Origin of the sequence: Pantoea sp. RIT-PI-b (assembly GCF_001187905.1) — a bacterium.
GTDB classification, from domain to species: Bacteria; Pseudomonadota; Gammaproteobacteria; order Enterobacterales; family Enterobacteriaceae; genus Pantoea; species Pantoea nemavictus.
On the sequence record NZ_LGIS01000018.1, the window covers coordinates 75,182 to 92,406 of the forward strand.

General features: G+C 56.4%; 12 protein-coding genes. 9 read left to right on the forward strand and 3 right to left on the reverse strand.

The window, feature by feature from the left end; all coding sequences use genetic code 11:
* Positions 1-15 precede the first annotated feature (15 nt).
* Positions 16-834 (forward strand): 5-deoxy-glucuronate isomerase, encoded by an 819-nt coding sequence (gene iolB, locus AC790_RS11940; RefSeq protein WP_007892333.1) that lies wholly within the window; start codon positions 16-18, stop codon positions 832-834.
* 80 nt (positions 835-914) lie between these two features.
* Here the strand turns inward: iolB and AC790_RS11945 are convergent, their stop codons facing one another.
* Both AC790_RS11945 and iolC read right to left on the reverse strand, forming a co-directional pair.
* Positions 915-1,760, reverse strand: coding sequence for a MurR/RpiR family transcriptional regulator (locus AC790_RS11945; protein ID WP_007892332.1), 846 nt, complete (start codon positions 1,758-1,760; stop codon positions 915-917).
* 379 nt (positions 1,761-2,139) lie between these two features.
* Positions 2,140-4,053, reverse strand: a complete 1,914-nt coding sequence (gene iolC, locus AC790_RS11950; protein ID WP_007892328.1) for a 5-dehydro-2-deoxygluconokinase — start codon at positions 4,051-4,053, stop codon at positions 2,140-2,142.
* A gap of 549 nt (positions 4,054-4,602) precedes the next feature.
* Here iolC and iolD point away from each other — a divergent pair.
* The 3 genes from iolD to iolE all read left to right on the forward strand — a co-directional run bounded on the left by iolD (position 4,603) and on the right by iolE (position 8,643).
* Positions 4,603-6,537 (forward strand): 3D-(3,5/4)-trihydroxycyclohexane-1,2-dione acylhydrolase (decyclizing), encoded by a 1,935-nt coding sequence (gene iolD, locus AC790_RS11955; protein ID WP_049851925.1) that lies wholly within the window; start codon positions 4,603-4,605, stop codon positions 6,535-6,537.
* Between the two features lie 133 nt (positions 6,538-6,670).
* Positions 6,671-7,684: a Gfo/Idh/MocA family protein gene (locus tag AC790_RS11960; protein ID WP_007892325.1), complete on the forward strand. Its 1,014-nt coding sequence runs from the start codon at positions 6,671-6,673 to the stop codon at positions 7,682-7,684.
* Between the two features lie 62 nt (positions 7,685-7,746).
* On the forward strand, positions 7,747-8,643 hold the full coding sequence (gene iolE / locus AC790_RS11965; protein WP_049851926.1) for a myo-inosose-2 dehydratase: 897 nt from the start codon (positions 7,747-7,749) through the stop codon (positions 8,641-8,643).
* Positions 8,644-8,775: 132 nt separating this feature from the next.
* Here the strand turns inward: iolE and glpD are convergent, their stop codons facing one another.
* The gene (glpD, locus tag AC790_RS11970) at positions 8,776-10,284 is read right to left on the reverse strand and encodes a glycerol-3-phosphate dehydrogenase (protein ID WP_049851927.1); all 1,509 of its coding nucleotides are present in this window, start codon (positions 10,282-10,284) and stop codon (positions 8,776-8,778) included.
* A gap of 228 nt (positions 10,285-10,512) precedes the next feature.
* Between glpD and glpE the strand changes: the two genes are divergently transcribed.
* From glpE to malQ, 5 genes are all read left to right on the forward strand, one after another.
* Positions 10,513-10,839 carry a thiosulfate sulfurtransferase GlpE gene (gene glpE / locus AC790_RS11975; protein WP_049851928.1) on the forward strand — a complete coding sequence of 109 codons (327 nt, stop codon included), beginning with the start codon at positions 10,513-10,515 and terminating at the stop codon, positions 10,837-10,839.
* 32 nt (positions 10,840-10,871) lie between these two features.
* Positions 10,872-11,696: a rhomboid family intramembrane serine protease GlpG gene (gene glpG / locus AC790_RS11980; protein WP_049851968.1), complete on the forward strand. Its 825-nt coding sequence runs from the start codon at positions 10,872-10,874 to the stop codon at positions 11,694-11,696.
* 41 nt (positions 11,697-11,737) lie between these two features.
* Positions 11,738-12,496 (forward strand): DeoR/GlpR family transcriptional regulator, encoded by a 759-nt coding sequence (locus tag AC790_RS11985; RefSeq protein WP_007892319.1) that lies wholly within the window; start codon positions 11,738-11,740, stop codon positions 12,494-12,496.
* Between the two features lie 183 nt (positions 12,497-12,679).
* Positions 12,680-15,085 carry a maltodextrin phosphorylase gene (gene malP, locus AC790_RS11990; RefSeq protein WP_049851929.1) on the forward strand — a complete coding sequence of 802 codons (2,406 nt, stop codon included), beginning with the start codon at positions 12,680-12,682 and terminating at the stop codon, positions 15,083-15,085.
* Positions 15,086-15,167: 82 nt separating this feature from the next.
* Positions 15,168-17,222: a 4-alpha-glucanotransferase gene (gene malQ, locus AC790_RS11995; protein ID WP_049851930.1), complete on the forward strand. Its 2,055-nt coding sequence runs from the start codon at positions 15,168-15,170 to the stop codon at positions 17,220-17,222.
* Positions 17,223-17,225 lie beyond the last annotated feature (3 nt).

Consider the following 17,225-nt stretch of genomic DNA (forward strand, 5'->3'; position numbering starts at 1 on the left):
ACAAGGAGGAACAGGATGTCTCTGATTTCGAAAGCGCAAAAACCCGACAGCAACGGTCGTATTCAGCACGTCACGCCTGAGAGCGCGGGCTGGGAATATGTTGGCTTTGATGCCTATCTGCTGAAAAAAGGGCAGAGCCTGAAACTGAGCAGCGGCGACAAAGAGTTGTGTCTGGTGCTGGTGGCGGGCTTTGCGTCGGTGAAAACCCGCCACGCCGAGTTCCCGAATCTCGGTAAGCGTCTCTCGCCGTTTGAACGTACTCCGCCTTACTCGGTGTATGTGCCGCATAACGATGACGTTGAAGTGTATGCGGATAGCGATCTGGAGCTGGCGGTGTGTAATGCACCGAGCAGCGGTAACCTGCCGGCGCGCCTGATTGCGCCGGAAGATGTTGGCGTTGAGCAGCGTGGCAAAGGCCGCAACCAGCGTCTGGTGCACAACATTCTGCCGGATGACAAAGAGGCCGACAGCCTGCTGGTGGTGGAAGTGTATACCGACGAAGGCGCGACCAGTTCATATCCAAGCCACAAGCACGACCAGAAAAACAGCCCTGACGAAACCTATCTGGAAGAGACGTACTATCACCGTTTCGATCCTGAGCCAGGCTTCGCCATGCAGCGCGTTTATACCGACGATCGTTCGCTCGACGAGTGCATGGCGCCGTACAATCGCGATGTGGTGACGGTGCCGCGTGGTTATCATCCGGTGGCCACCATTGCCGGTTACGATAACTACTATCTGAACGTGATGGCGGGTCCAAAACGCTTGTGGAAATTTACCTGGGAGCAAGATCACGCCTGGGTGAACAGCGATAAGTATCCGCGCAGCAAGTAAGCCGCACCAATGCAAAAGGGCAGCCATGTGGCTGCCCTTTTTGCTGGCTGGTCGCCATCAATGGCGACTCTACGAGGTATTTATTCGCTAATAACGTTGTTATTCAGCGCCAGCGACACGGCGAGCGTCTGTGCCAGGCACAGCGACGCCACCTGCGAACGGAAGCCATCCACCTGCGCTTCACGCACCACAAAGCACACATCGCTGAAGGCGGCCAGCGGGCTCACCTGGCTATCGGTGATGGCGATCAGATGCGCGCCACGCTTAGCACCCAATTCAACCAACTCCACCGCTTCACGCGCGTAAGGCGAATAGCTAATGGCAATCACCACGTCTTTGGGATTTACCATACTGAGCTGCTCGGTGAACATGCCGCCGAGGCCGTCAATCAGGAATGCCCTGCGCTCCAGATGGCGCAGCGCATAGACCAGATAGGAGGCCACGCTGAACGAGCGGCGTAGGCCGATAATGTAGATGTTCTCGGCTTCATCGAGCATTTTCACCGCACGGTTGAGCTGGTCCGGATTCACCTGCATCGCCAGCTGTTGCAGCGCCTGGCTGTTCACCATGGTGAAGACGTTGAGGATCTCGGCCGGGCTCTCGGGTGAGGTGGCGCTGTCGTCGGTGGCGGTTTGACGGAACAGACGTGCGCGCTCGGTGTAGTTAACCGTCTCTTCCATCAGGTGCTGACGGAAAACCTGTTTCATTTCGTTGAAGCCACTAAAGCCAAAGGCGTTGGCAAAGCGGATCAGCGTTGAAGGCGGCACATCGGCATGTTGCGCGATGGAGGCAACGGTATCGAACGCAATGCTGTTGCTGTTATCAAGAATATAACGAGCCACCTGCTTCAGGCGTTTACTCAGCGTCTCATAGCGACGACGGATATCGTCCTGTAACAGGGTAAGTTGTGTTGGATTATTGGTCATTACTTCGGCCCGCTAAAAAAGAAAATATGGCTGGATAATGAGCGCTATAGTACCAGACGGATGGAAAATTTCATTCGTTTGACATCTTCGTGACGGTTATTTCATCGGTTTATGAAATGCCTCACAGAATGTGCATGTTTTCCCCTCACCCTAACCCTCTCCCGCAAGCGGGCGAGGGAACCGATCGAGTGAACGTTTTATCTATCACTCACATGCGGCAGCGTCTCCCTCTCCCGTGGGAGAGGGCCGGAGTGAGGGCATCAGGTCGCAGAGGACAGTTCCTTCTCCCGCTTGCGGGAGAAGGTTAGGATGAGGGCCAGCGCGCGCAGTGCCAAAAAAAAGCGGCCATCGGCCGCTTCTCTCAGACTCATTCAACAACTCAACCGCGCACCGCGCGCCAGTAGCCGATCAGGCGCAGATAATTACCTTTCACGGTTTCGATCAACGCTTTGTCGTCCAGTTCGCCCTGCAGCCACTGACGTGACGGCTGGCCGAAGATGGTGCGGCCCACGGCAAAACCTTTCACCCACGGCGCTTGTGCTGCTGCGGCGAAACCGGCTTTCAGCGTCTCTTCTGGCGCATCCAGACCCAGTAGCAGAATGCCGCGGCAGTGCGGATCGTTCTGTTCGATCAATCCGCTAATGGCCTGCCAGCTCTCCGCTGACAGCGGCGGCAGTTTCCACCAGTCTGGCTGAATACCGAGGCTGTAGAAATGGCTCAGCATCTCGTAATAGTAGGATTCATTACGGTCCGGATTGCTCTCCGGCAGAATCAGCTCCAGCAGCAGTTCATGTCCACTTTTGTTACAGCCATTCCACACATCAAGAACCAGATCATCCTGCTCTTTACGCAGTTCAGCGCTGTCGTGCGGATGGTAGAACACCAGGCATTTCACCACGTGCTCGGCAGGCCAGTCGACCAGCTGCGAGCCAATGTTGCCGTGCTCAAGGCGCAGTGGCCGTGAGCTGGGCAGTTCAATCGGACGCCCAATCCACCAGTTTTTACCGGTAATCGCGTTGAGGGCTTTTTGGCCGTAAGTGGTATCCGCGAGGATGCCGCTCTTCTCATTCAAACCGGCTTCATTCGCCGCTTCTTCTGCCGCGCGCAGCAGCAGCAGTTTCAGTTGCGGAATGCGCTCTTCGCTAACGCCCGCTTCGCGCGCCATATCGGCCAGCTGCTTACGGTGGTCGAAGGCAAACACATTCAGCTCTGGCCACTGCTGTTTACGCGTGGTGACGCGATGCAGATGGTTCAGACGCGCATCCAGATCCGGGCGTTGCACCTCTTTATCGCGACTGAGGAAATCATCCAGCTCTTCTTTGGTTGGCATCGCCGGTGCGCAGCCGTGGCGGGAAACTACCAGTGCGCCACAGGCGTTCGCGTAACGGCACGCCTGCTCCCAGCTTTCGTCATTCAGCCAGCCGCGCAGCAGGCCAGACATAAAGGCATCGCCCGCGCCCAAGACGTTCAGGACTTCAACGCGCACGCCGCTCTGCAATTTGGTCTGTTCCCAGCTATCCGGGATATCACCTTCAAATACCACGCAACCCATCGGACCGCGTTTGCACACCAGCGTGGCCTGGCTCGCTTTACGCACATTTTTCAGCGCAGTCAGCGTATCGGTGCTGCCGCCGGCGATATGGAACTCTTCTTCCGTCCCGACCACCAAATCGAAATAGTGCAGCACTTCCTGCAGCTGTTGCGTCACTTCGCCCGATTCAATGAAACGCGTTTCGCCGTCGCCGAGTGAAGTCAGACCCCACAGCACCGGGCGATAATCGATATCCAGCGCGGTGCGTAGCCCGTTACGTTTGGCGATATCCAGCGCTTTCAGCACTGCCGCGCGGGTTTGCGGATGCGAAAGATGCGTGCCGGTGACCGCCACCGCCCGTGAAGAGGTAATGAACGCTTCGTTGATATCTTCCGGTACCAGGCCCATATCCGCGCAGTTGTCGCGGTAGAAAATCAGCGGGAAAGTCTCTTCATCTTTGATACCGAGGATCACCAGGCCGGTGAGGCGATGTTTATCGGTGATCAGCCCTTCGGTATTGCAGCCTGCACGCTGCAGTTCTTCACGCAAAAAGCGGCCATTATGTTCGTCACCAACGCGTGCCAGCATGGCAGATTTCAGGCCCTGAATGGCTGTGCCGTAAGCCACGTTACCGGAAGAACCGCCCAGATACTTATTGAAGCTGGTCATATCTTCCAGACGTGATCCAATTTGCTGACCGTAAAGGTCGACGGCGATGCGTCCGATACAAATCACATCAAGCCGCTTCTGTTGTGTACTCATACCTGTTGTTTCCTTCTGTGATAAGCAGACACTGCGGGCGCTGCCGCCCAACATCGAGCGCTTTGCTTCCGGGTTTTCAAGGTGCCTGATTGGCTTTGGTCGCAGTATGAGGAATAAAAATTCCAATTTCAATATGAAATGAAACATCCATCACGATTTTGTGAGCCAGGTAAAACTCTGGCCAGGGCGCAATGTGGCATCGCATAAACCGGGCGTTTCAGTGATAGTCAGGCTTGTGAGCCAGGTCTCAGGAAAGTGGCGATGAATCAAGGAAGCTACTGAAGTGAAATGAAATTTCGTTATGACCGGCAAATGACCTTTTATTGTTCCACTTTCCCGCCTTTCGGCGCTCATGCAGCGCACGTTTCATCGCTGAATTTGATCTCCATCGCAAAATGAAATGTTTCTTCTGTAATCGTATTTAATGAAAAAAATATTTGTTTATAATCGCCTCACGTTTCACTTAATCCGCGGGCGCCGTGAACGGCAGTTTTTACCCGAACCGCGATGTACCTCACCGCAGGTACCAGCATGTAAAGGAAGAAGCATATGGGCACAATCAGACTCACCACAGCACAGGCGCTGGTAAAATTCCTTGATAATCAGTACCTGAACGTTGACGGCGTGGAAACCAAATTCGTGAAGGGCATTTTTGCCATTTTCGGTCACGGTAACGTGCTGGGATTGGGACAGGCGCTGGAGCAGGACAGCGGCGATCTGGTAGTGCATCAGGGCCGTAACGAGCAGGGCATGGCGCATGCTGCCATTGGTTTTGCCAAACAGTCGCTGCGTCGTCAGATCATTGCCTGTACCTCCTCTGTTGGACCTGGCGCGGCCAACATGATCACGGCCGCTGCGACGGCAACCGCTAACCGCATTCCTTTATTGCTGCTGCCGGGCGATGTGTTCGCTACGCGCCAGCCTGATCCGGTATTGCAGCAAATCGAACAGAGTCACGATCTCAGCATCAGCACCAATGACGCGTTCCGTGCGGTGAGCAAATACTGGGACCGCGTTAGCCGCCCAGAGCAGCTGATGACCGCCTGCATTAACGCCCTGCGCGTACTGACCGATCCGGCAGAAACCGGTGCAGTAACCATCGCGTTGCCGCAGGATGTGCAGGCTGAAGCCTGGGACTTCCCGGAGTACTTCTTCCAGAAACGTGTGCATCGTCTGGATCGTCGCCTGCCAACCGCTGCGCAGTTAGACGATGCGCTGGCGCTGATTGCGCGTAAACACAAACCGCTGATCATTGTCGGCGGCGGTCTGAAATATTCCGACGCCGGTGATGCGCTGCTGAAGTTTGCCGAGCGCTTCAATATTCCGTTTGCTGAAACCCAGGCCGGTAAAGGTACCATCGTTTCCGACCACCCGCTGAACGTCGGCGGCGTGGGCGAAACCGGCTGTCTGGCGGCCAACCTGCTGGCGAAAGAGGCCGATCTGGTGATTGGCATTGGTACGCGCTACACCGATTTCACCACCGCGTCGAAATGGATTTTCCAGAATCCGGACGTCAGCTATCTGAACCTTAACGTCAGCAACTTCGATAGCTACAAGCTGGATGCGGTGCAGCTGCTGGCGGATGCGCGTGAAGGCCTGACGGCGCTGGAAAGCGGCTTGAAAGGTTTCGAAAATCAGTGGGGCGGCCAGATTGAGCTGTCGCAAAGCAAGCTGCTGAAAGAGACGCAGCGCGTGTACGCAGCGACCTATAACACCGACGACTTCATTCCAGAAATCGCCGACCACGCCGATCGTGAAGCGCTATTCGCCGAATTTGAGCGCCTGACACAATCGGTGCTGACGCAGAGCAGCGTGCTGGGCACCTTAAACGAGCAGCTCCCAAAGGATGCGGTGATTGTCGCGGCAGCGGGCAGCCTGCCGGGCGACCTGCAGCGCGTGTGGCGCACCAAAGATTACAACTCGTACCACGTTGAGTACGGCTACTCCTGTATGGGCTATGAAGTGAATGCCGCGCTGGGCGTGAAGCTGGCGCAGCCGCAGCGTGAAGTCTACGTCATGGTCGGCGACGGTTCGTTCATGATGCTGCACTCCGAGCTGGTTACCTCGATTCAGGAAGGGGCCAAAATCAACGTGGTGCTGCTGGATAACATGACTAACGGTTGTATCAACAACCTGCAGATGGAACACGGCATGGACAGTTTCACCACCGAGTTCCGCTTCCGTAATCCGGAAGGCGGCAAGCTGGATGGCGGCTTTGTGCCGGTGGACTTCGCAGCGATTGCTGGCGGCTACGGTTGCAAAACTTACCGCATCACCACGCTGGAACAGCTGGAGGCCGCGCTGATTGACGCGCAGCAGCAGACCGTTTCGACGCTGTTCGATATCAAAGTGCTGCCAAAAACGATGGTGCACAAATACTTCAGCTGGTGGCACGTGGGCGTGGCGCAGACCTCAACTTCGACCCGCACGCAGGAAGTGGCTGACAACCTTAACGTGCATATCGAACAGGCGCGTAAGTACTAAATCCTCTTTTAGGCCGGGCTTCTCCGGCTTTGTTTAACCCTATTCCCAACATAATTCGAGATGCAGGAAGGCGGCAACGTACCTGCATCCTCAAGTATGAAGGGGATACTTATCCGACTCTACAGGTGTAATTATGACGCTCAAACTCGGTGTAATTGGTACCGGTGCAATTGGTCAGGAACACATTCGCCGCTGCAATAACGTCTTGCAGGGTGCGAAAGTGGTGGCAGTTTCTGATATCAACGTGGAAGGGGCGCGTGCCGCGCTGCAACGCCTGAATATCGACGCCGAGGTGTATCAGGATGGCCATCAGGTGATCAACTCGCCAGAAGTCGATGCCGTGCTGGTGACATCCTGGGATCCGACCCACGAAGAGTTCACGCTGGCGGCCATCGCAGCGGGCAAACCGGTGTTCTGTGAAAAGCCGCTGGCACTGAGCGCCGAAGGCTGCCGTCGCATCGTCGATGCCGAGATCAAACACGGCAAACGTCTGGTGCAGGTGGGCTTTATGCGCCCGTATGATTCCGGCTATCGCGCGCTGAAAAAAGTGATTACCGACGGTGAAATCGGCGAACCGCTGATGCTGCACTGCGCGCACCGCAACCAGAGCGTCGGCGAGAATTACACCACCGATATGGCGATCACCAACACCCTGATTCACGAGCTGGACGTGCTGCGCTGGCTGACGGAAGACGATTATAAAACCGTGCAGGTGGTGTTCCCGCGTACCACGTCGAAGTCTCATGCCAAACTGAAAGATCCGCAAATCGTGCTGTTCGAAACGCAGAAAGGCATCCGTATTGATGTAGAGATTTTCGTTAACTGCGCGTACGGCTACGACATCCAGTGTGAAGTGGTGGGTGAAGAGGGCATCGCGAAACTGCCTGAACCTTCTGCTATTCAAACGCGCAAAAACGCGCGTCTCGGCGTTCCGCTGTTGACCGATTGGAAAGACCGTTTCATTGATGCCTACGACGTTGAGCTGCAGGCGTTCATTAATGACGTAAAAAGCGGCGAGTTGACCGGTCCTTCGGCCTGGGATGGCTTTGCTGCCTCCGTGGCCGCCGATGCCTGCCAGAAAGCGCAGAACAGCGGCGCGATTGAGCCGGTAACCATGCCGCCGCGTCCGGATTTCTACGCCAAATAACTGAGCTGTGCGCTAACTCCTCGGCGGCTCAGCGGCCGCCTCTGTGAATCAGGGAACTGAAGATGAACCAAGACAACGTAAAACTGGCGATTGCGCCAATCGGCTGGACCAACGATGACATGCCGGAGCTGGGCAGCGAAAACACCTTCCAGCAAACCGTCAGTGAGATGGCACTGGCCGGCTTTACCGGCAGTGAAGTGGGCAGCAAATACCCGCGCGACCCGGCGATTCTCAAGCCGATGCTGGATATCCGTGGTATTCAGATCTGCAACGCGTGGTTCAGCACCTTCTTCGCCAACGGCGACAAAGCGAAAACCATCGACGAATTCACCAATCACATGAACTTCCTGCATGCCATGGGCGCGCGCGTGATTGGCTGCTCTGAGCAGAGCAAAAGTATTCAGGGCACCACGCTGGCGGTGCTGGAGCAGAAGCCAATCTTCAGTGACGAAGAGTGGCGCTTGACGGCGGAAGGCTACAACGAGCTGGCCGAGATCGCCGCGAAAAAGGGCATGCGTTTAACGCTGCACCATCACATGGGCACCGGCATCCAGACGCCCGCCGAGATTGATCGCTTTATGGAATCGACCAATGACAATGTCGGCCTGCTGTATGACACCGGTCACATCTACTACTCCGAAGGGTCACAGCAGGCGATGCTGGACGTGCTGACTAAATATCTGCCGCGTATTTTCCACGTGCATCTGAAAGACGTGCGCGACAGCGTGGTAGCGGAAGTGCGCGAAAAATCGTTGTCGTTCCTGGATGGCGTGAAGAAGGGCACCTTCACCGTGCCTGGCGATGGCGTGATCGATTTCAAACCGGTGTTCAAAATTCTTGACGATTACGGCTATAAAGGCTGGATGGTGGTGGAAGCGGAGCAGGATCCGGCGCTGGCCAATCCGTTCGAATATGCGGTGAAAGCGCGTAAGTACATCCGTGAGAATGCGGGGCTGTAAGCTTAACGACGTGCCATAAAGTGCGCTGCTGCAGTATGTGCACACATTCGTAGCGGCGCGATTCATCGCGCGTTTTTCCATAAAAAAGGCCGTTATCCAATTTGGAATAACGGCCTTTTTATTTGGCTCGGATTATGAGGCTAACGACAACGCCGGTTTCTGTGCGTTGACCGCCAGCCACTCACGAATGCGCGCCTGTTCAGCTTCGCTCAGCCACATACCTTGTTTGGTACGACGCCAAATCGCATCATCCAGCTCGCGCACCCATTCGTTTTTCACCAGGTAGCGCAGCTCGGCTTCGTAGAACTCGTGACCGAAGTTCTCACCCAAATCATCAATGCTCTTCGCGCCTTCCAGCAGCACTTCGGTACGGCTGCCGTAGGTACGGGCAAAGTGGCGCGCCATACCTTCGCTGATAAACGGATAGCGACGACGCAGGCCCGCAGCGTAATCTTCACGCGTACCGGAGAAATCCCCCCCCGGCAATACCGCGCTTTTGGTCCAGGCTGGGCCGATGTTCGGGTAGTACTTGGTCAGTTTTTCCAGCGCGTGTTCCGCCAGCTTACGATAGGTGGTCAGCTTGCCGCCAAACACCGACAGCAGCGGTGCCTGGCCGTTTTCATCATGCACATCCAGCGTGTAATCGCGGGTGATGGCCTGCGGCGAATCCGATTCGTCATCGCACAGCGGACGCACGCCCGAGTAAGTCCAGACGATGTCATCTTTGCTCAGCTGCTGTTTGAAGTGTCCGTTGAACACCTTCAGCAGGTAGCTGATTTCGTTGTCATCAATCTTCACGTCTTTCGGATCGCCTTTGTACTCCACGTCGGTAGTGCCGATGATGGAGAACTCATCCATCCACGGAATGACAAATACGATACGGTTATCTTCGTTCTGCAGGATATACGCCTGCTTTTCGCGATGGACGCGCGGCACCACGATGTGGCTGCCTTTGATCAGACGAATGCCGTACGGCGATTTCAGCTTCAGGCCGTCGTCGAAGAACTCTTTTACCCATGGACCAGCCGCGTTGACCAGACCTTTGGCGCGCCAGGTATAGGTTTTGCCGCTATCAATATCTTCGGCTTCCACCATCCACAAACCGGCTTCGCGCCAGGCGCGGGTCACGCGAGTACGGGTGCGCACTTCGCCGCCCTGTTTTTCCACTTCCTGCGCGTTGAGCACGACCATGCGTGCATCATCAACCCAGCAGTCGGAATATTCGAAACCGCGCGTGATTTCCGGTTTGAGGGCCGAATCCGCGCCAAAACGCAGGCTTTTACTGCCCGGCAGCGTGGTGCGTTTGCCGAGGCGATCGTACATAAACAGGCCCATGCGGATCATCCACGCCGGACGCAGGTGCGGGCGGTGCGGCAGACGGAAGCGCATCGGGAAAGCGATATGCGGTGCCATTTTCAGCAGCACTTCACGCTCGGCTAAGGCTTCGCCAACCAGGCGGAATTCATAGTGTTCAAGGTAGCGCAGGCCACCGTGAATCAGCTTCGAGCTGTTGGAGGAGGTTGCACAGGCCAAATCCCGCGCCTCCAGCATCAGCACCGACAGTCCGCGTCCTGCAGCGTCCACTGCAATGCCGGCTCCGTTAATGCCGCCGCCGATCACGATCAGGTCTTTGGTTTCCACGTCATCTCCTCCGATGTTCGGAATAGTTCTAAAATGTTCGTTTTCGAGCGTAATAATAATCGGAAACCAACATCGACGCCAGCGGTTAACTGAATAAAAACATTTTTGCGTGATATAGCTAACATTCCGACAGGAAAAAAATCACATAACCACAGGACTTGTCAGGTTATCGCGACCGATTCTCAGGGTAAACTAGGCGCTAATTGTGACGAAGTAATGAGAGACACCATGGAAACCTTCGAGTGTATTAATGTCCTGCAGGCGCAAGAGCATCTGGCACAAGGTGCGCAGCTGGTGGATATCCGCGATCCACAAAGTTTCATGATGGGCCACGCTGCGGGCGCGCAGCATCTGACCAACGATAACCTGGCGGACTTCATCGCCAAGGCCAATCAGGATTTACCGGTACTGGTGATGTGCTATCACGGCAACAGCAGTAAAGGCGCGGCGCAGTTCCTGCTTGGACAGGGATTTAACGCGGCCTATAGCGTTGACGGCGGCTTTGACGCCTGGCGCGCGGCATTCCCGGCGCAGGTTGTCACCGGCGACGCCTAAGCCCATCGCATAAGGAAGGAGAGCACCGCATGATGCGCATCACCCAGTTTAATAATCCGCGCATGGCGCAGGCGTTTGTCGACTACATGGCGACGCGCGGCGTGAAGTTACGTATTGAGCGCGAAAGCCACTTTGTCATTATGTTGGATGATGAAAGTAAGCTGGAGATGGTCGAAAACGAACTCGCGCAGTTCGTGCGCGATCCCAACCATCCACGTTATCAGGCTGCCAGCTGGCATAGCGGTAATACCGCCAGCGGCCTGCGCTATGAGCGCACCCACATTTGGGCGAACATTCGCCAGCGCGCCGGTCCGCTCACCATGAGCATCATGATTGCCTGTATCGCGGTGTTTATCGTGATGCAGATCGTCGGCGATGACGTGGCGCTGGACTGGCTGGCGTGGCCGGCGGATGCGTCGCAATATTTCCAGGTGTGGCGCTGGTTCAGTCATGCGCTGCTGCACTTCTCGCTGCTGCATATCCTGTTTAACCTGATGTGGTGGTGGTACCTCGGCGGTGCGGTCGAGAAACGTCTCGGCACCGGCAAACTGTTTGTGATTATGTTGATCTCGGCGCTGCTCACCGGCTGGATGCAGGCGAAGTTTAGCGGCGTGCTGTTTGGTGGTTTGTCGGGCGTGGTGTACGCGCTGATGGGATATTGCTGGTTACGCGGTGAGCGCGATCCCGAAAGTGGCATTTATCTGGAGCGTGGCCTGATTGGCTTCGCGGTGGTGTGGTTGGTGATTGGTTTTTACGGCGCGTTTGGCTTGGCGATTGCCAACGCGGCGCACGTTACCGGCTTGCTGGTCGGTTTAGCGATGGCATTTGTTGATACGCGCAACATCGCGCGTCGTTAGCAGCGCGAATAAAACAGCGGCTTCGAGCCGAGGAGAGAGATGTGAAGCAGACGCAACGTCATGACGCCATTATCGATCTGGTCCGGCGTCAGGGATATGTCAGTACCGAAGAGCTGGTAGAGCACTTTGAGGTCAGCCCGCAAACCATTCGGCGCGATCTCAACGACCTGGCCGATCAGAATAAAATTATGCGCCATCACGGCGGGGCGGCGTTGCCGTCCAGTTCCGAGAACACCGCCTGGCAGGATCGTAAGATGATGTGGTCAGCGGAGAAAGCGCGCATCGCCGAGCGTGTGGCGAGCCAGATCCCGGATGGCGCCACGCTGTTTATCGATATCGGCACCACGCCGGAAGCGGTGGCGCACGCGCTGCTTAATCACAACAATCTGCGCGTGGTCACCAACAACCTCAACGTGGCGATTCTGTTGATGGCGAAACCGGATTTTCGCGTGATCATCGCCGGTGGTGAAGTACGCACGCGCGATGGCGGCATCATGGGCGAAGCGACGCTGGACTTCATCTCGCAGTTCCGGCTTGATTACGGCATTCTCGGTATCAGCGGCATCGATATGGACGGTTCGCTGCTGGAGTTTGACTATCACGAAGTGCGCACCAAACGCGCGATTATCGAAAACTCGCGCTGCGTGATGCTGGTGGTGGATCACTCGAAGTTCGGCCGTAATGCGATGGTTAACCTCGGCAATATGAGCCTGATTGATTACATGTATACCGATCAAAGCCCGCCGGCCAGCGTGCTGAAAGTGATTGAACAGCACGAAGTTCATCTCGAGCTCTGTTGATGTTACATAACCAGGTCGCCATGAATGGCGACCTTACGATGTAGTGTGCGCATTTATGCGCACTGTTTTTTTTCTTAACACGCGCATTTCCCTGTCGCTTTTTTCTGCGCCCGCAGCTTTACTTATCCATTCACCTCTTGCGCTCGCCCCGGCTTTACCGTTAACGGACACGAAGGGATTGATATGTCGCAGCAAAAATTCAATAAAACACGTTTCGACGCCGCTCTCACCCGCCAATGGCAGCACCTTGGACTCACTTCCGCCCAGCAAATGACACCGCATCAATGGTGGCAAGCGCTGAGCAGCGTGCTGGCCGAAATGCTGGCGACCCAGCCACCGGCACCGCCGAAGCAAGGGCAGCGCCACGTCAATTATCTGTCGATGGAGTTTTTGATTGGTCGCCTGACCGGCAATAACTTGCTCAACCTTGGCTGGTACAACGACGTGCAAGCCGCGCTGGCGGAACATCAGGTTGAGCTGAGCGAACTGCTGGAGGAGGAAGTGGATCCGGCACTCGGCAACGGCGGGTTGGGGCGCTTAGCCGCCTGCTATATGGATTCGATGGCAACCGTCGGCCAGGCTGCGATGGGCCACGGCCTCAACTATCAATATGGTCTGTTTCGTCAGACGTTTGCCGACGGGCAGCAGCAGGAAGCGCCGGACGACTGGCAACGCGATCGCTATCCATGGTTTCGTTACAACGCGGCGCTGGATGTGCAGGTCGGCATCGGCGGCAAGGTAAAAGAGAATCAGGATGGCAGCCTTCAGTGGCGTCCCAACATCCTGCTGAAAGGAGAAGCCTGGGATTTACCGGTGGTGGGTTATCGCAATGGCATCACGCTGCCGCTGCGATTGTGGAAAGCCAGCAGCGCGCAGCCGTTCGATCTCACCGCGTTTAACAACGGCCAATTCCTGCAGGCCGAGCAGCAAGGCATCGAGGCCGACAAGCTGACTAAGGTGCTCTATCCCAATGATAATCATGCGGAAGGTAAGCGCCTGCGCCTGATGCAGCAATATTTCCAGTGCGCCTGCGCGGTGGGCGATATTCTGCGCCGTCATCATCTCGCCGGGCGCGCTATTCGCAGCTTGCCTGATTTCGAAGTGATTCAGCTCAATGACACGCATCCCACCATCGCCATTCCGGAAATGCTGCGCGTGCTGCTGGATGAACATCAGTTGAGTTGGGACGACGCGTGGCACATCACCAGCCGCACCTTTGCCTACACCAATCACACGCTGATGCCGGAAGCGCTGGAGCGCTGGGATGAACGGCTGGTGCGCGACTTGCTGCCGCGCCACTGGCTGATCATCCGCGAAATTAATCGCCGGTTTAAAAAGCGGGTGAAACAGCAGTGGCCGGGCGATAAGGCGATGTGGCACAAGCTGGCGGTGGTGGCTGAAGGCCAGGTGCGGATGGCGAATCTGTGCGTGGTGAGCTGCTTCGCGGTGAACGGCGTGGCGGCGCTGCACTCCGAGCTGGTGGTGAAAGATCTGTTTCCGGAATATCACCAACTGTGGCCGAACAAATTCCATAACGTCACCAACGGCATTACGCCGCGCCGGTGGTTAAAGCAGTGTAACCCGCTGCTGTCGACGCTGATTGATGACAGTTTGCAGGTGGAATGGGCTAACGATCTCGATGCGCTGGCATGGCTGGCGCCGTTCGCGCGCAAGAAAGCGTTCCGCCAGCAGTTTCGCGCCATCAAACAGCAAAATAAGCAGCGGCTGACGCTTTACGTCAAACGCGTGACCGGTATTGATATCAATCCGGATGCGCTGTTTGACGTGCAGATCAAGCGTCTACACGAGTACAAACGTCAGCATTTGAGCTTGCTGCATATGCTGCACTGCTATCGTCAGCTGCGCGATAATCCGGACAATCCCGACTTCGTGCCGCGTGTATTTCTGTTTGGCGCCAAAGCCGCGCCCGGCTACTACCTTGCCAAAAACATCATCTATGCGATTAACAAAGTGGCGGAGGTGATCAACAACGATCCGCGGGTCGGCGATCGCCTGAAAGTGGTGTTTATTCCGGATTACCGCATTACCGCCGCCGAATTAATGATCCCGGCCGCCGATCTCTCTGAGCAGATCTCAACCGCCGGTTATGAAGCCTCCGGTACCGGCAACATGAAACTGGCGCTAAACGGTGCGCTGACCATTGGCACGCTGGACGGCGCCAACGTGGAGATTGCGCAAGCGGTGGGCGAGAAGAATATCTTTATCTTCGGCAATAGCGTGGACGAGGTGAAAGCGCTGAAGGCGGGCGGTTACAGCCCGAAAAAGCTGCGTAAGCACCATCCTTACCTCGATGGTTTGCTGAAGGAGCTGGAGAAGGGCAAGTTCAGCGAGGGTGATAAACACGCGTTTGATCTGATGCTGCACAGCCTGACGAAGAGTGGCGATCCCTGGCTGGTGCTGGCCGATTTCGATGCCTACATCGCGGCCCAGCAGCAGGTGGAAGCGCTGTGGAAAAACCCGGAAGCCTGGACGCGCGCGGCAATCCTGAATACCGCGCACACTGGCCGTTTTAGCTCTGACCGATCGATTCGTGATTATCAGCAGTTGATTTGGCAGGCGGCAAGATAATCGATATTTCGGTCGCCATGAATGGCGACCCTACAAATTCCGTAAGGTGCGCATTTATGCGCACCTTGTTGAAGGAGAAAGGATGACGCTCAATAAGTTGGATCAGGCGGCACAGGATGCCGGCATCGCGCTGCGCTTTATCAATGCCCATGGCGAGCCGGAAACGATCAGTGATGCCACCAAACGCGCATTGCTGGCGGTGATGGAAACCCCAGTCGGCAAGGCTCCACCGCTACCGCCGGTGCAGGTATTTGCCGCCCGCGCCAAACGCCAACTGACGCCGCAAGGCAGCGGCAGCTTTTCCTGGCAGTTGCACAGCGAACAGGGCAAAAGCTTCAGCGGCGAGGTGCAGGGCGGCGAACCGCTCACGCTGCCGCCGCGTCTGCCGCAGGGCTATCATCAGCTGACTCTGCGCAAAGGTCGCCAGCAGTGGCAAACGCGCATCATCATTGCCCCGCGCAGTTGCTATCTGCCTGCGCCGCTGGAACAGGGCGAAAAACGCTGGGGTGCATTAGTGCAGCTCTACACGCTGCGTTCAGAAAGCAACTGGGGCATTGGCGATTTCGGTGATTTGAGGCTGATGCTGGAACAGATTGCTAAACATGGCGGCGATTTTGTTGGCCTTAATCCGCTGCATGCGCTCTATCCGGCGCTGCCAGAACATGCCAGCCCTTATAGCCCCACGTCGCGTCGCTGGCTCAATGTGCTGTATCTCGACATCAATCAGGTGGCGGATTTCCAGCACAGTCAGGACGGCCAGCGCTGGTGGAAAAGCGCTAAAACGCGCAAGGCTCTGCAGCAAGCGCGCGCCAGCGAGTTTGTCGATTACAGCGCGGTGGCTGAACTGAAATTAGCCGCGCTGCGTTTTGCCTGGCAAAACTATCAGCCACGCGCGGCAGCCGACGTCGAATTCCAGCAATTTATCGCCGACGGTGCCGAGCATCTGCGTTATCAGGCCGCCTTTGACGGCATTCTCGCCGAGCGCAGCCAGCAACATCCCGATGAGTGGGGTTGGGCAAACTGGCCGGAAGGCTGGCGTAACGCCTTGTTGCCGGAAGTGCAGCAATGGTGTGCTGCACACGAAGAGGAGATTCAGTTCTGGAGCTGGTTGCAGTACCTGGCGCAGCAGCAGTTTGCGGCCTGCTGGCAATACAGTCAGCAGCTGGGCATGGCGGTAGGGTTATACCGCGATTTGGCGGTCGGCGTGGCGCAGGGCAGTGCCGAAACCTGGCAAGATCCGGAACTTTATAAGCTTGGCGCATCAGTCGGCGCACCGCCGGATCGCCTCGGTCCGCAGGGACAAAACTGGGCGTTACCGCCGCTCGATCCGCATGTGATGCGCGCGCGCGGTTATCAGCCGTTTATCGATCTGCTGCGCGCCAACATGCGCGACTGCGGCGCACTGCGCATCGATCACGTGATGGCGCTGCTGCGTTTATGGTGGATTCCCTACGGCGAAAGTGCTGATAAAGGGGCTTACGTGGCGTATCCGGTGCACGATCTGTTGGCGATCCTCGCGCTGGAGAGTCAGCGCCATCGCTGCATGGTGATCGGCGAAGATCTCGGTACGGTACCGCAAGAGATCGTCAGCCTGCTGCGCAACAGCGGCATTTTCTCGTGGAAAGTGCTGTTCTTCGAGCAGCACGGCGACGGCAGCTATCGCCAGCCGCACGCGTATCCGCGTCAGTCGATTGCCAGTGCCAGCACGCATGACCTACCGACGTTGAGCGGATTCTGGCATGCGGATGATTTAACGCTGGGTGACAAGCTGGGCATCTATGCTCGCGACGGCGTGCTGCAATCTCTCCAGCAACAGCGGGTGAAACAAAAACAAGCGCTGCTGGATGCACTGCATCAGGCCGGTGCGCTGCCTGCACGTAGCGGCAAACGAGCTGATGGTTTGGCTTTATCTCCTGCGCTGACGTTGGCGTTTCACCGTTATTTGGCGCGCACTCATAGCGCACTACTTGGGCTGCAGCCGGAAGATTGGCTCGGTATCTCTTCGCCGGTCAATGTACCGGGCACGGTCAATGAATATCCTAACTGGCGTCGCAAGTTGAATGTCACGCTGGAAACGATGTTCACGCCTGAGGTGCAGAAGGTATTAAAAGCAGTAAATGAAGGGCGGAAAGCGTAGTTA